We start from the raw sequence: 14,522 nt of genomic DNA, 5'->3' as shown, positions 1-14,522 counted from the left end.
ACTCATTGTAATGTCAGTCTGCCCCGAAGCTTCGGGGGGCGTAGAGTCAAAAAAGGAAATCAAATGTCAGTCTGAGCTTGTCGAAGACCTATAGAACCACTAGACATCAAATGAAAACCTATTTCGTTTATATCTTGAAATGTAGCGATGATAGCTTTTACACCGGTGTGTCCAGTAATTTGGATTTACGTGTCGATCAGCATAACTCGGGGCTCAGATCTGATTCCTATACATTTAAACGCAGATCTGTCTAGTTAGTTTGGAGTGAAAGCTTTAATCAGGCAGATCAGGCTATTTTATGGGAGAAGAAAATAAAGGGCTGGAGTAGGAGAAAGAAAATAGCTCTCATTGAAGGTAATTGGGAAAATTTGATTTTGTTTTCGAAGAATTACACCCAGTTCGGTAATAGAATTGAAAAGTAGAAATAGGCTTTGTTTTAGACGGAAGCGCTTCGACAGGCTCAGCGTGACACAACACTTCAACAAGTTCAGCATCACAAGATGACTCGTTAGGTTAAGTTTGAAATTGCACTTCGACAAGCTCAGTGTGACAATGTTCGTCAGTTTGCCCCGATGCGTCGGGGGTCGAAGACCTATTTAGTTAGTTACTCTATTTAAGAGTACTATTAATTACTTAAAAAAGTGAGATTTAAAATGGCAGAAACGTCAAAATCTATAAATAACCCTACAGAAACTCCCAATCAGGACACCCTTGACGGCGGAACCTACGCCATCATTCGTGGGCGTTTGCAAAAGCAAAAGGAAGAGCTTCAGCAGAAACTCACGGCTTTAAACGAGTCCCGAAAAACGGTTTTCGGTTCGCTTGAAACCAAGCTGATTGCCAACGACCGTATCAGTACCGAAAATAACTGTATCGCACGTGATATTGTATCGCTGGGGAACACCTGTATTTTTGGGTATAACGTGCATTTTGGCCTGCGTACAGAGATCAAACTTTCAGACGTGTTCAGTATATACACCTTTACTGAAAACCGCTTTGATCCCATAAGCCTCGAGTTGCTGGAGGATGATACCTTTAAAACCGATTTCGCAAACCTCTATAAGTATTATCGCAATACCATTTTTTCGCGCTTCGCGATCATAGGGAACTATTTGCATATGGTTTTTCAGCTGAGCGAAAGCGTAAGTGATATCAAAACTTTTAAATGGCTGATCAATGAAAATCAGCTGGAATATGTAGATAACCGCAGCGATCACGAGTATCGTTTTCCGCCGCAGCACGAGTTTAAATGGCAGGAAGTTACCCGCGATATGCACCGCTATGGTGTGCATTCACACGTTTCGATTTTGGATCGGGTTTTTGTGGAAACAATTGGCGGCGATCTCACCATAAAAATTGAAGACAACACCGAAGACGGAAAAGGCATTTTCTCAGAGCCGGTAGAGCATTTTGACCAGACGCTTGATGACGGGCAATACCGTTATGCAAATTTGGGGAATCTTATCGCCATAGAAATCAAGCCTTTTCAGGAAGCTTCACGCTATTTTGTGTACAACCACAAGATAAAAGCCGTACACAAGATACAGAGCATTGGCGTCGCAGCTGTTTTGCTTCCGGACGATCAGGGAATCATTTTCCCCGATGGCTATTACCTGCAAACCGGCGAATACAAAGTCTTTGATGACGGATTGATCAATTTAAAGTTTCAGCAGAAAATAAGTTCGCCCAATGGCGAAGACTTTATGTACGTGTTTTACGAACCCGGAAAAGGGCTCTACAAACTGATGTCCTATAACATCATCAGTCAGGAAATTAAAACACCTATCGTCTGCAGTGGGTTTACGATTTTGGAAGATGGTGAACTCTGCTATTTTACTGCCGAAGAAAACCAAACGAAGCACCATATTGTTCAGATCTGGCAAACACCTTTTCTGAAAGGCGATTATATGCCCTCACAGCATACTGATACGCTTCTTTACAAAATCGGGAACAAAGATATTGTAAAGGCAATGGCCGAGTCTCAGGCGCTGATTACCTTACTCAATAAAGAAGATAATTACGATGGTTTGTACGCTGATATCGCCAAGTCTGCCAAAGACATTCAGGATGCGTATTACTGGCTCAATGAAGACGAAACGCAGCGCTTAGACCTTCCGCTTCGCGAAATCAATAAAGCGGCAAATGCGGCTATTGATGAGTTTGAAAAAGTAACCGAATTGCGCCGGCATGCTGCGCAGCAAACTCAGGAAATACGCAAGGAGGCCGAAGCTTTATTTGGTAAAATCAAGAGCACTTCGTTTAAATCGATTAACGAGTTTGTGGCCTTGCTCACCCAGTTGCGCAGTTTGCGCGGTAAGGTCATCAGTCTGCGGGAGGTGCGTTATGTAGATCTCGATTTTCTCAATACGCTGGAAACCGAAATCGGCGAGCAAACCCAGAAAATTTCGCGGCGTTGCGTCCAGTTTTTACTGGATGATAAAGCCCTGCAGCCCTATCACAATCAGGTTGCTGAAAAGCAGCAAAAGCTTGATTCGGTTAAAAAAGTTATTGAGGCTAAAGGTCTGGAAGACGAAGTCAATCAGATTGCAGCAGACCTCGAGTTGCTCATCGATATCGTTACCAATCTCGAAATTGAAGACACCGCACACGCCACGCAGATCATCGATAACATTTCGCTGATTTTTGCCACGATCAATCAGCTTAAAGCGGCCTTAAAGAACAAAAAGAAAAGCCTCGGAAGCGCTGAGGCACAGGCTGATTTTGCAGCACAGCTAAAGTTGATTGACCAAAGTATCATCAACTATCTGGATATTGCCAATACTCCCGAGAAATGCGACGAGTTTCAGAATAAAATTTCGATTCAGCTTGAAGAGCTTGAAGGCAAATTTGCTGACTTTGAAGAATTTGTAACGCGTATCATCGAGAAGCGCGAAGAAGTTTATGCCGCTTTTGAAGCCCGCAAAAATGCTTTGGTTGAAAAGCGTAATAAGAAAGCGCTTGCGTTGCAAAATGCTTCAGAACGCATTCTGAAAGGAGTGGTGAAACGTGCCCAAAGTCTGGGTTCGGCAGATGAGATTAACGGGTATTTTGCTTCCGACCTGATGATTAACAAAGTGCGCGATATCATTGTACAGCTTAATGATCTTGAAGACAGCGGTAAAGCCGAAGAACTCGAGACGGCGCTTAAAGTGGCTCGCGAAGATGCCCTGCGGAAACTCAAAGATAAATTGGATCTGTATGAAGATGGTGAAAACATCATCAAGCTGGGGAAACACAAATTTGGCGTAAACCGGCAGCCGTTAGATCTTACCATAGTTCTCAAAGATGGAATTTTGGCCTATCACCTTACGGGTACCGACTTTTACCAGCAACTGGATAACCCTGTGTTGCTCAACTCCCGCCAGATATGGGATCAGGAATATGTTTCTGAAAATGAAAACGTGTATCGTGCAGCTTATTTAGCTTATAAATTATTTAAGACCGAAGCTTTCGACATGTTGTATAATGCGAGTGACGCAGAGCTTTTAGCGTACGTGCAGCGCGTGAGCAATTCCAATTACAGCGAGGGTTACGTGAAGGGCGTTCACGACCAGGATGCCGCACAGATTCTGAAGGTTTTGGTACACAAGCATAAGAATTTAGGTTTGTTGATCTACAATCCGCAAATACGGGCAAATGCTCAGTATTTTTGGAATAGTCTGGAAGCTGAAGAGCAAAAAAGGATCAATTTAAAGCTGAAAGCTTCCGGGGAAGTCCTGCAGTATTTTCCAGACAATCCGGAGTCTAATTTTGTTCTCGATTATCTGATCAACAAACTGAATCATTTCGCAGAAACCAGCCTGCTTTTTGATCCTGAACAGAGTGCTACGACCGCTTCCTACCTGTTTGCAGAACTTCAAAGTGACGATTTATTTACTCAAAGTGCGGTTGCTGTTGATCTAAAGGAAGCTTTTCTAAATGATCTGAAAAACAGACAGGCCGATATTCGGTTTAAAAACAGCTATGAGAATCAGGCGGATTTTGAATCTAAAATTGCCCTGATACGTCAGTGGGTGACGGCTTTTGTGCGTGCCAAAACGGAAGCATCGGTGATCGAGCAGAAGAATAAACTTTCGTACGTGGATGAGGTCGTGTGCCTCATTCTTTTTGAAGACGATTCGGTTTCAGAAATCAATGCGATTTCAGCTTTTGAAGAAATCAGTGGTTTAAAAGGCGATCACCAGACCATTTCTGAAGGTAGTTTTAGCTTTAATTATCATCAGTTTACGGCGACTTTAGCGCGTTTTGTTGATGAGGATGTGGCAGCCTTTGAAGCTTTTCGCAAAGCGAAACACGAAGTGACCGAGCGTCTTAAGGAAGAACTGAAACTGGAGGAATTTAAACCGAAGGTCCTCACTTCTTTCGTACGCAATAAATTAATCGATCAGGTGTATTTTCCATTGTTTGGGGATAATCTGGCCAAGCAATTGGGAACGGTGGGCGATACCACACGAACCGATAGAATGGGGATGCTGTTGCTTATTTCGCCACCGGGATATGGTAAAACCACGCTGATGGAGTATATCGCAAACCGGCTCGGACTCGTATTTATGAAAATTAACGGTCCGGCAATAGGGCACGAGGTGACTTCGGTAGATCCGGCTGCTGCGACCAATTCGGCTTCGCGCGAGGAACTTAAAAAACTTAATCTGGCTTTTGAAATGGGAAATAATGTGATGCTGTATCTGGATGATATTCAGCATTGCAATCCGGAGTTTTTACAGAAATTTATTTCGCTTTCTGACGGAACCCGTAAAATAGAAGGGGTGTATCGCGAAAAGCCAAAAACTTACGATTTACGCGGAAAGAAATTTTGTGTAATTATGGCGGGTAACCCCTATACCGAAAGCGGCGCAAAGTTCCAGATTCCTGATATGCTTGCAAACCGGGCAGATATTTACAACCTGGGAGACATCATTGGGGATACCGAAGATTTATTCAAATTGAGTCTGATCGAAAATTCGCTTACCGCAAACCCGATTTTGCAACAACTGAGCAGTAAGAATTTTGATGATGTATATACGCTGCTTCAACGCCTGGAAACCGGAAATGAAGAGCTTCAGCTTAAAGGAAACCACAGCAATCGCGAACTTGAAGAATACAATTCGATACTTGAAAAAGTTTTAAAAATTCGGGATACGGTGCTCAAAGTGAATGCTGCCTACATCAAATCTGCAGCGATGGAAGATGCGTACCGTACTGAGCCGCCCTTTAAACTTCAAGGCTCGTACCGGGATATGAATAAGCTGGTGGCCAAAGTGGTACCAATTATGAATGAGAACGAATTGCAGACTTTATTGCTGTCCCATTACGAGAGTGAGTCGCAGACGCTTACCGCTTCGGCAGAAGCTAATTTGTTAAAGTATAAAGAATTGATCGGGTCAATCTCTGCGGAAGAGCTTGCGCGCTGGTCTTCGATCAAAGAAACTTTTGTAAAAAATAACAAGCTCAAAGGCTTTGGGAATGCTAATGAAATGGCGCAGGTTTTAGCCCAAATGATGCAGTTTTCAGAGAATCTGGAAGGGATTAAACAAGTGCTGGAGCACGGGATTAAAAAGATGTAATTAAGCTTTCTTAGACTTCAGTTCCTGATATTTCTTCTTGATCACGTCTTTGTTTTTATCAGCATATCTCACGGCATAATAGCCTATTTGCATAGCTGTGGTAAAAAGAAAAAAGCGTTTGATGAGTTTGTGGCCTTCCATAGTATTGATTTTTTGTTCAATCAATATTAGGGGTTTAGAATCAGTCTTTAGGTTAAAGAAAGGCCAAGTTTTAGATTAGTTCTTCTTTGCATGCGCAATCGGGCAACTTGAAAATTGACAGAAAATCAGTATTTTACAACTATGACCAATCCTTCTAAAAAATTAACTCCTGAACTAGTCGAAGTCGAATCTCGCAAGCTCATTGGAAAATGCGTTACCACCACGCTTTCCTTTGATGATACCGCAGCTTTGTGGAAGGATTTTATGAGCAGACATAAAGAAATCGTCAATCGCGTAGATTCCGGGTTTTACTCGATGCAGGTGTATCCATTCGGGTTTAAAGTGGAAGAATTTACCCGGGAAACTGAGTTTGAGCGCTGGGCAGCTGTAGAGGTTGAGAATTTCAACTTGGTGCCTGAAGGAATGCAGACTAAGGTTTTGGCCGGCGGACTTTACGCTGTTTTTACCCACGTGGGGCCGGTTAAACAATTTGTAGAAACTTCCAATTACATCTACGGCATCTGGCTTCCACAATCGGGTTACCAGCTTGACGATCGCGCGCATTTTGAACGCCTGGGCGAAAAGTACTACGGTCCCGAACATCCCGAGTCTGAGGAGGAAATCTGGGTTCCCGTTGAGCGGAAAGGTTGATTTTTAATGTTATAAGTTAATTGGGTTATTGAGTTATTGAGTTATTGGGTTATTGAGTTATTGAGTTATTGGGTTATTGAGTTATTGAGTTATTGGGTTATTGAGTTATTGAGTTATTGAGTTATTGGGTTATTGAGTTATTGAGTTATTGAGTTATTTTAAGGTTAAACCACTGGAATCTGATTTTTGCTAATTGCCTACTTAGACTGCCAACTGCGACTGCCCACTGATACTTCCCAGTGAGACCCCCAACTTTTACCAGATCTTTTCCGATTGCGCTGAAATTGTTTTAAATAACCTAATAATCAATAACTGTTTTGCCTGCAAAGCTTTTGGCTTCAATAACAATAGTAATAGAAATAGCAATTACTGGTGATGGTAAGGTTCATTCCGTAAAATCGTAAACGCCCTATACACCTGCTCGGTCATAAAAAGCCGAATCATTTGATGGGAAAACGTCATTTTTGACAGAGATACTTTTCCGCGGGCTGCGGCATAAACCTGAGGAGAGAAACCATAAGGTCCGCCGATTACAAAGACCAGAGTTTTAATCCCGCTGTTCATTTTTTTCTGAAGATAATCGGCAAACTTTACACTGCTAAAGTCCTTTCCGTTTTCATCAAGCAAAACGAGTTCGTCCTGCGATTGCAGTTTATTCAGAATAAGTTCGCCTTCCTTTTCTTTTTGTTGTTCTTCCGAAAGGTTTTTGGTCTTTTTAAGATCGGGAATGATTTCAAATTCAAAATTCACGTAAAACTTCAGCCGTTTGGTATAAACAGCGATGAGTTCTTCCAGATTGCGGTCGTCGGTTTTACCGATGCAAAGCAGTTTAATGTTCATTGGGTAAAAATACTATTTTTCAATTTTGGGAGGCCAAGTAAACTTTCTCGGGCAAGGCTGCGCGGCATCAAAAGCAAACAAAGCCTTTATCAAGACAATCCTCGAGGTATTTTAGCTTTTGGCGTAGCTAATAAAAGCGAGAGCAGGCTAAATTAGAAAGCGGAGTTGTAAATTGAGGACTCGTTTCCCTAACTTAGCACAAATAGAATACCGGTAATGATTACAGCAGCTCAACTTGATTTAGAGATAGATAGAATAATTGAAAACGCCATCCGTGAAGATGTAGGCCCCGGTGATTACAGTTCGCTCGCCTGCATTCCTGAAGACGCCACCGGCAAAGCCAAGTTGTTGGTTAAAGAAGCCGGGGTGATTGCCGGGGTTGCTTTCGCCCAAAAGGTATTTGCTTACGTAGATTCAGACTTAAAAACAGAAATTCATATTGAAGATGGTAGTCTGGTAAACGTAGGTGATATCGTTTTACACGTAAGTGGAAGTTCTCAGAGTATTTTAAAGGCCGAACGTTTAGTTTTAAACGCGATGCAGCGTATGAGTGCCATTGCCACTAAAACCAGGCATTACGCTGATTTGTTGAAAGACACAGGAACCAAAATCTTAGATACCCGAAAAACCACTCCGGGATTCAGGGCATTAGAAAAAATGGCAGTTAAGATAGGAGGAGGGGAGAATCATCGTTTTGCGCTGTACGATATGGTGATGCTGAAGGATAATCATATTGATTTTGCAGGTGGAATTACCAAAGCGATTCATAAAACGCAAACGTATCTAAAGACCCACAATCTGGATCTTAAAATTATTGTGGAAGCCCGCGATCTTGAAGAAGTACAGGAAATCCTTAAAGCAGGAGGGGTTTACCGCATTTTGCTCGATAACTTTAACTATGAAGCTACCCGTAAGGCAGTTGAGCTTATAGGTGATCAATGCCTCACCGAATCAAGTGGCGGGATCAATGAAGAAACCCTGGTTGAGTACGCAAAATGTGGGGTAGACTATATCTCAAGCGGAGCCCTCACCCATTCGGTTTACAATATGGATTTAAGTCTTAAAGCAGTCTAGATGAGTGACGAGTTTGATGACAAGCTGCTTACCATAAAATTTTTATTGCCCGTTGTGAAATGGGCGAAAACGGTCATCATTCCCGGCTTTGAAGGTTTATCGCTCTATGATTTTTGGGAGTTGTACGCGGTAGGTATACTTAAAGGCACTTTTGCAACTCGCGCCAGTGCGATTGCCTACAGCTTTTTTATGGCGCTTTTCCCTTTTTTCTTATTTATCCTGAACCTCATTCCTTATGTACCCATCGACGGATTTCAAACAGAGTTGTTGAGTTTTATAGACCGACTGCTGCCTCCTCAGACTCAGGATTTTTTCGAACCCATTTTGCTTGATATCGCGGCAAACCCAAGGGCAGGTCTGTTATCATTCACCCTGGTGTTTGCCATCTTCCTTATGGCAAATGGGGTAAATGCTATTTTTACCGGTTTTGAATATAGCTTTCATACCGTAGTGAAGCGGGATTTGTTTAAGCAATATGTTGTGGCCTTAGGGGTTTCTATAATGTTGGCACTGTTGTTGTTAATTGTAGTAATAGGAATATTGTATTTCCAATTTTATTTGCAGGAGCTTTTCTCTATGGAAGAACTTAAAAACAGGGATAAAGCAGCAGATACGAGTTCATTGACGTTAATTTCTCAGTTGGGAAGTTTTTTAGGATTGCTCATTTTAATCTATGGCGTGGTAGCCAATCTGTACTATTTCGGAACCAAAGAAGGAAAGCACTGGAATTTTTTCTCAATAGGAGCCACAGTGACCACGTTTTTATTTATACTGACGACCTATTTATTTGGCTTGTACATCAATAACTTTTCAACCTATAACGAACTCTACGGTTCGCTGGGTGCCCTGCTTATTTTGATGGTTTACATTTGGCTCAACTCCAATTTGCTTTTACTGGGTTTTGAACTCAATGCAGCAATGTACAGACTCAAAAGGCGAAGAGATTCAAAAAAATCTTTGTCAAAGCAAAATGAAGCCACTGAGAATAATTTAAAATAGTGTATAATTGTTATACAGAATATAAAACTTTAGAATTTTCTTTAACTCTTAATTATTAAATATGAAAAAAATAACTGCTTTTTTAATGTTTGCTTTGTTTGCTACAGCCGGGCTTTTTGCCCAGGAGGTAACCGGTAAGTGGAAGTCAATTGATGATGAGACCGGAGAAGCAAAATCAATCATCGAGATCTACAAAAAAGACGGAAAAGTATACGGAAAGATCGTAGAAATCCTCAACAAGGATCGTCAGGATGCTAAATGTACCGAGTGTGACGGCGCAAACAAGAACAAGCCGATTATGGGTATGGTCATCATGAATGGATTAGAAAAGGATGGCGATGAGTATAACGGAGGTACGATCTTAGATCCACAGAGTGGAAAAGAATACAAGTGTCTTATCGAACTCGAAAATGCAAACAAACTTAAAGTACGTGGCTATATTGGGTTCTCTCTTTTAGGAAGAACTCAGTACTGGACGCGCGTTCAGTAAGCTTATAAAATACATTAAAGAGAAGGCTGTTTTCAATCCTGAAGACAGCCTTTTTTTTATCTTTACCCGGTGTATTTTGTAGACGTAATTTTACCAATTCCTGTAGAGAAAGCATTTACTTATAGTATAAGCGAGGCTGAATACAGTTTTATTAAGCCGGGAATGCGCCTGGCTGTTCCTTTTGGTAAAAATAAAATCTATACCTCGCTTGCTATTCGCGTACATCAGGAAGAGCCCCGCATTTATGAGGCTAAAGAAATCGAGCAAATCCTCGATGAGACCCCGGTAATTAATCCTGAGCAGCTCAATTACTGGAAGTGGATGGCTACCTATTATATGGCTACTCTGGGGGAGGTGATGCGTGCAGCATTGCCGGGAGCTTTTCTCCTCGAAAGCGAGACTATCATCAAGCGATTGGTTCAAACTATTCCCGAGGACATCGAGCTGGAAGATGAGGAGGCCCTTGCAATTCTTCAGGCATTTGAGGGTCGTACCGTATTGCGCATCAGCGAAGTGATGCAGTTACTCGACAGAAAAAAAGTTCTGCCCATCATCAATACCCTTATTGATAAAGGTCTGGTAGCCCTCGATCAGGAGATTTATGAAGCTTACAGACCCAAACTGGTCAAGTATGTTCGTTTAGCAGATTCCTATAAAGCCGAGGATAAAATGCACGAGGCTCTAGATGAACTAGATCGGGCGCCGAAGCAGCGGGAATTACTACTTACTTATTTTTCGTTGCAGGCAAGGTCTAAAAAGCCTTTAAAGGCCAAAGAATTACAGGCTCAGGCTCAGGCTTCTTCCGCGCAATTAAAAGCACTTGTAGATAAAGGTATTTTTGAGCTCTTCGAACTGCGACAGGATCGCATATCCTATAAAGGTTCAGATGATACTCAGGTAAAAAATCTTAACGATGCGCAGAGCGCTGCATTAGCAACTATCAATGCTTCCTTTGAGCAGCATGAAGTATGTCTGCTGCACGGTGTAACAGCTTCAGGCAAGACTGAAGTTTACGTTAATCTCATAAAGTCTTATCTCGATGAAGGAAAACAGGTACTTTATTTATTGCCTGAGATTGCTCTTACAACCCAATTGGTTTCGAGGCTCCAGGAATATTTTGTTAATAAATTATCGGTTTATCATTCAAAATATACCGTTCACGAGCGCGTAGAGGTTTGGAATAATGTTTTAAATAAACAGGATAAAGCCCAGCTTATTCTGGGTGCCCGTAGCGCATTGTTTTTGCCTTTCAGCAATCTTGGGCTGGTTGTAGTAGATGAGGAGCATGAGAATAGCTACAAGCAATACGATCCTGCACCCCGTTATCAGGCGCGGGATGCCGCTATTGTGCTGGCATATCAGCAAGGCGCGAAGGTGTTGTTGGGTTCGGCTACGCCCTCTCTTGAAACCTATTATAATGCATCTGTAGGCAAGTACGCTTTGGTAGAACTTAAGCAGCGTTACGGTAATATTTTAATGCCTGAAAATACCATCATTGATATTCAGGATCGTCATCGTAAGAAAAAAATGAACGGTCATTTTAGTGAAGATTTGATTTTGGCTATTCGGGAAGCTCTTCAGGAAGGAGAGCAGGTTATTTTATTTCAGAATAGAAGGGGCTATTCTCCGGTACTCGAATGTAAGACCTGTGGTCACGCGCCCCAGTGTCCCAATTGTGATGTGAGCCTTACCTATCACAAGCACCGCGGGCAGTTGCGCTGTCATTATTGTGGGTATCACATCGCCATGCTCGAGAAGTGTATGGCCTGCGGAAGCATTGAACTGGATACTAAGGGTTTTGGGACAGAGCAGGTAGAAGGCGAATTGCGTCAATTGTTTCCGGATCATAATATTGGCAGGATGGATTCTGATACCACCCGGGGAAAATTTGGCTTTGAAAAGATAATAACCGCATTTGAACAGGGAGAAATAGACATCCTTGTAGGAACACAAATGCTTACCAAGGGCCTCGATTTTAGGAATGTTACCCTGGTGGGAATTTTAAATGCAGATAATATGCTTAACATCCCGGACTTTAGAGCGCACGAGCGCAGTTTTCAATTGATTCAGCAGGTGTCGGGACGGGCAGGGCGTACCCAAAAGCGCGGCAAAGTGTTGATACAGAGTTACAATCCACATCATCAGATTTTGCAGCAGGTTTCTGTTAATGATTATGAGGCTATGTACCACGAGCAGCTCGAAGAGCGGCACATTTATAAGTATCCGCCGTTTTGTCGTTTGATAAAAATTACCCTTAAACATCGTGATTTTCAAAAAATAGAAGAGGCTTCAGTCTGGATGGGTCAGGCTCTTAAGAATGTATTTCAGGAACAGATTCTTGGCCCCGAACCACCACCTATTTCACGTATACGCAACGAATACCATCGCAACATTCTGGTAAAAATACCCCGAAAGCAAAGCCTGGAAAAAACCAAAAAAGCAATCCTGAAAGTGCGAACTACGTTTTCGAGCATAGCTCAATTCCGCAGTGTAAAAATCGTACTAAACGTAGATAACTACTAGGCATAAAAAAATCCCGCAATAAACGGGATTTTAAGTTTTTACGGGAGAATCTTTTAGTTAGAAAGAGCTTCCATGAGTTTGGTTTTCTTATGTCTGCTTAAAGGAATTTTATCTCCTTCAATCTCTATGTTTCGGCTGTTGTATTTTTCAACCTTATCCAGATTAATGATATACGATTTGTGTATACGCATAAATCGCTCAGCGGGTAACTGAGATTCAAAAGCTTTCATGGTAGAAAGAACGATGATGGGTTCATTATAAGTAACCAGTTTCACATAATCGCCCAAAGCTTCAATAAACTTCAGGTCATTGAGGAACACTTTCTTTTTCTTAAGATTACTCTTTACGAAGATATAATCATCATCCTCCACATTTCCTTCGGTTTTAAGACGGTGCAGATTTATGGCTTTGTGCACAGCGTTTAAAAAACGATCTTTGGTAAGCGGCTTCCTTAAATAGTCTATCGCATTGTAATTAAATGCTTTATAGGCATATTTAGTCTTTCCGGTAACAAATATAATTTGTGGTTTATGTACTAAATCATCCAGAAGATCAAAGCCTGTAAGTATAGGCATCTCAATATCGAGAAAGATCAGATCTACCTTGGTTTCCAAAAGACCATTTTTGGTCTCAATAGCATTGTTGTATTGAGCCGCCAGTCTCAGGTTAGGATGATCTTTAATCATCTTGACGATGGCAAGCCGTTGCAGGCTGGAATCATCAACTACAGCGCAGTCAAGTATAAGTTCTTCCAATGTTGTTATTTAAAAAAATGTTAATACAGACAAATCTAATTAGAAATACCATACAAACCAACTTTTTTGTGTAGTTCATCGATTATTTTGCATTTATGATAATTCGTACGTCAAAAGAGGAGGTTAGTGGTCGAATTATATGAACTAACTTTTGTATTTTCTATAAATTAGACTACTTTTGCACTCCTTTTAAATAAACTATAAATATGAATCATTACGAAGCTGTTTTCATTTTGAATCCCGTTTTATCTGATGATCAGGTAAAGGAAACAGTAAAGAAGTTTGAAGATTTACTTGTTTCTAACGGTGCCAAGATGATTTCTAAAGAAGATTGGGGGCTTAAAAAATTAGCCTACACAATCCAAAACAAGAAAAGTGGTTTTTACCATCTTTTCGAATTCCAGGTGCCCGGTGAGGCAGTTGCAACATTTGAGCTTGAGCTTAGACGTGACGAGCGCATTATGCGTTTCTTAACTGTTAAGCTTGACAAATATGCCGTAGAGTGGGCCGAAAAACGTAGAAAAAGAAACAAAGAAAAAGCATAGTTATGGCATCATCTATTGAGCAACAAGCAAAAGCTAAAAAAGATGGGGAAATCAGATATTTAACTCCGTTAAATATTGAAACCTCTAAAACTAAAAAATACTGTCGTTTTAAGCGTTCAGGTATTAAGTATGTTGATTATAAAGATGCAGACTGGTTGGCGTCATTTGTAAATGAGCAGGGTAAATTGTTACCTCGTCGTCTTACCGGTACTTCTTTGAAGTATCAGCGTAAAGTGAGTGTTGCTGTTAAACGCGCACGTCACCTGGCTCTTATGCCTTACGTAACTGACTTGTACAAATAAAAACTAGATAAGAGATGGAAGTTATTCTTAAAAAAGACGTCGACAATCTAGGATTTGTTGATGATTTAGTAACTGTTAAGAACGGTTACGGTAGAAACTATCTAATACCTCAGGGTTTTGCTATTTTGGCAACTCCTTCTGCAAAAAAGGTATTGGAAGAAAACCTAAAGCAACGCGCTTATAAGGAGAAGAAAGCTGTCGATGCTGCAAAAGCACAGGCTGAAAAAGCAAACGGTCTTGAAATTAAACTTACTGCTAAAGCAGGTGAGGCTGATAAACTTTTCGGTTCTGTTACAGATGCAGACCTTGCTGAGGCTTTGGCTAAAGAAGGAGTACAAATCGATAGAAAATACATCACTATCGCTGGTGGTAACATCAAGCGTTTAGGTCAATACGAGGCCAGTCTTCGTTTTCACCGTGATGTAATCACAAATCTTACTTTTGACGTTGTAGCAGAAGCTTAAGACTTTTGAATTATATTAAAAAGCTTCCGCTATCGCGGGAGCTTTTTTTATTGGTCTCAGGTAAGGGTTTAAAACCCTGCAATTTATTGCAGAACTTTAGTATTGCGAAAAAATCTATAATTTGGCACTATGAGCAATACTTTAATAAGAGGCTCTCATACTGTGAGCAGGTTG

The 14,522-nt window shown here is 41.2% G+C and carries 13 protein-coding genes; 10 read left to right on the top strand and 3 right to left on the bottom strand.

All coding sequences use genetic code 11. The features are described 5' to 3' along the window. The first annotated feature begins 110 nt into the window (after window positions 1–110). Together LLW17_RS18905 and LLW17_RS00060 are read left to right on the top strand one after the other, a co-directional pair. Window positions 111–254 (top strand): GIY-YIG nuclease family protein, encoded by a 144-nt coding sequence (locus LLW17_RS18905; RefSeq protein WP_350355185.1) that lies wholly within the window; start codon window positions 111–113, stop codon window positions 252–254. Between the two features lie 399 nt (window positions 255–653). Next, the gene (locus LLW17_RS00060; protein ID WP_228228221.1) at window positions 654–5,564 is read left to right on the top strand and encodes a DNA repair ATPase; all 4,911 of its coding nucleotides are present in this window, start codon (window positions 654–656) and stop codon (window positions 5,562–5,564) included. Here the strand turns inward: LLW17_RS00060 and LLW17_RS00055 are convergent, their stop codons facing one another. Then, entirely contained in the window at window positions 5,565–5,729 is a 165-nt protein-coding gene (locus LLW17_RS00055; protein ID WP_228228220.1) for a hypothetical protein, read from the bottom strand. Between the two features lie 117 nt (window positions 5,730–5,846). Here LLW17_RS00055 and LLW17_RS00050 point away from each other — a divergent pair, with 117 nt between their 5' ends. After that, a complete protein-coding gene (locus LLW17_RS00050) occupies window positions 5,847–6,356 on the top strand; it encodes a GyrI-like domain-containing protein (RefSeq protein WP_228228219.1) in 510 nt (169 codons plus the stop codon). A gap of 366 nt (window positions 6,357–6,722) precedes the next feature. On the opposite strand, the gene rlmH is transcribed toward LLW17_RS00050, so the two are convergent. Next, window positions 6,723–7,196, bottom strand: a complete 474-nt coding sequence (gene rlmH / locus LLW17_RS00045) for a 23S rRNA (pseudouridine(1915)-N(3))-methyltransferase RlmH (protein ID WP_228228218.1) — start codon at window positions 7,194–7,196, stop codon at window positions 6,723–6,725. A 216-nt stretch (window positions 7,197–7,412) separates the two neighbouring features. Between rlmH and nadC the strand changes: the two genes are divergently transcribed. From nadC to priA, 4 genes are all read left to right on the top strand, one after another. After that, window positions 7,413–8,270, top strand: a complete 858-nt coding sequence (nadC, locus tag LLW17_RS00040) for a carboxylating nicotinate-nucleotide diphosphorylase (protein WP_228228217.1) — start codon at window positions 7,413–7,415, stop codon at window positions 8,268–8,270. Further along, window positions 8,271–9,269 (top strand): YihY/virulence factor BrkB family protein, encoded by a 999-nt coding sequence (locus LLW17_RS00035; RefSeq protein WP_228228216.1) that lies wholly within the window; start codon window positions 8,271–8,273, stop codon window positions 9,267–9,269. It begins immediately after the preceding gene. A gap of 61 nt (window positions 9,270–9,330) precedes the next feature. Next, complete coding sequence (locus tag LLW17_RS00030) at window positions 9,331–9,759, top strand: DUF2147 domain-containing protein (protein ID WP_228228215.1); 429 nt, start codon at window positions 9,331–9,333, stop codon at window positions 9,757–9,759. 69 nt (window positions 9,760–9,828) lie between these two features. Beyond that, entirely contained in the window at window positions 9,829–12,282 is a 2,454-nt protein-coding gene (gene priA, locus LLW17_RS00025; protein WP_228228214.1) for a replication restart helicase PriA, read from the top strand. Window positions 12,283–12,335: 53 nt separating this feature from the next. Here the strand turns inward: priA and LLW17_RS00020 are convergent, their stop codons facing one another. Beyond that, window positions 12,336–13,037, bottom strand: a complete 702-nt coding sequence (locus LLW17_RS00020) for a LytR/AlgR family response regulator transcription factor (protein ID WP_228228213.1) — start codon at window positions 13,035–13,037, stop codon at window positions 12,336–12,338. A 206-nt stretch (window positions 13,038–13,243) separates the two neighbouring features. Between LLW17_RS00020 and rpsF the strand changes: the two genes are divergently transcribed. Genes rpsF through rplI form a run of 3 tightly spaced genes read left to right on the top strand, consistent with a single transcriptional unit; the run spans window position 13,244 to window position 14,348 of the window. Next, a complete protein-coding gene (gene rpsF, locus LLW17_RS00015) occupies window positions 13,244–13,582 on the top strand; it encodes a 30S ribosomal protein S6 (RefSeq protein WP_228228212.1) in 339 nt (112 codons plus the stop codon). Window positions 13,583–13,584: 2 nt separating this feature from the next. Beyond that, on the top strand, window positions 13,585–13,884 hold the full coding sequence (gene rpsR / locus LLW17_RS00010; protein ID WP_009780627.1) for a 30S ribosomal protein S18: 300 nt from the start codon (window positions 13,585–13,587) through the stop codon (window positions 13,882–13,884). A gap of 14 nt (window positions 13,885–13,898) precedes the next feature. Beyond that, window positions 13,899–14,348: a 50S ribosomal protein L9 gene (gene rplI, locus LLW17_RS00005; RefSeq protein WP_228228211.1), complete on the top strand. Its 450-nt coding sequence runs from the start codon at window positions 13,899–13,901 to the stop codon at window positions 14,346–14,348. The last annotated feature ends 174 nt before the right edge of the window (window positions 14,349–14,522 follow it).

It is taken from the genome of Leeuwenhoekiella parthenopeia, assembly GCF_020782115.1.
Classification (GTDB): domain Bacteria; phylum Bacteroidota; class Bacteroidia; order Flavobacteriales; family Flavobacteriaceae; genus Leeuwenhoekiella; species Leeuwenhoekiella parthenopeia.
Note: the sequence above shows the minus strand (reverse complement) of the source record. Positions and strands in the feature narration are given on the sequence as shown.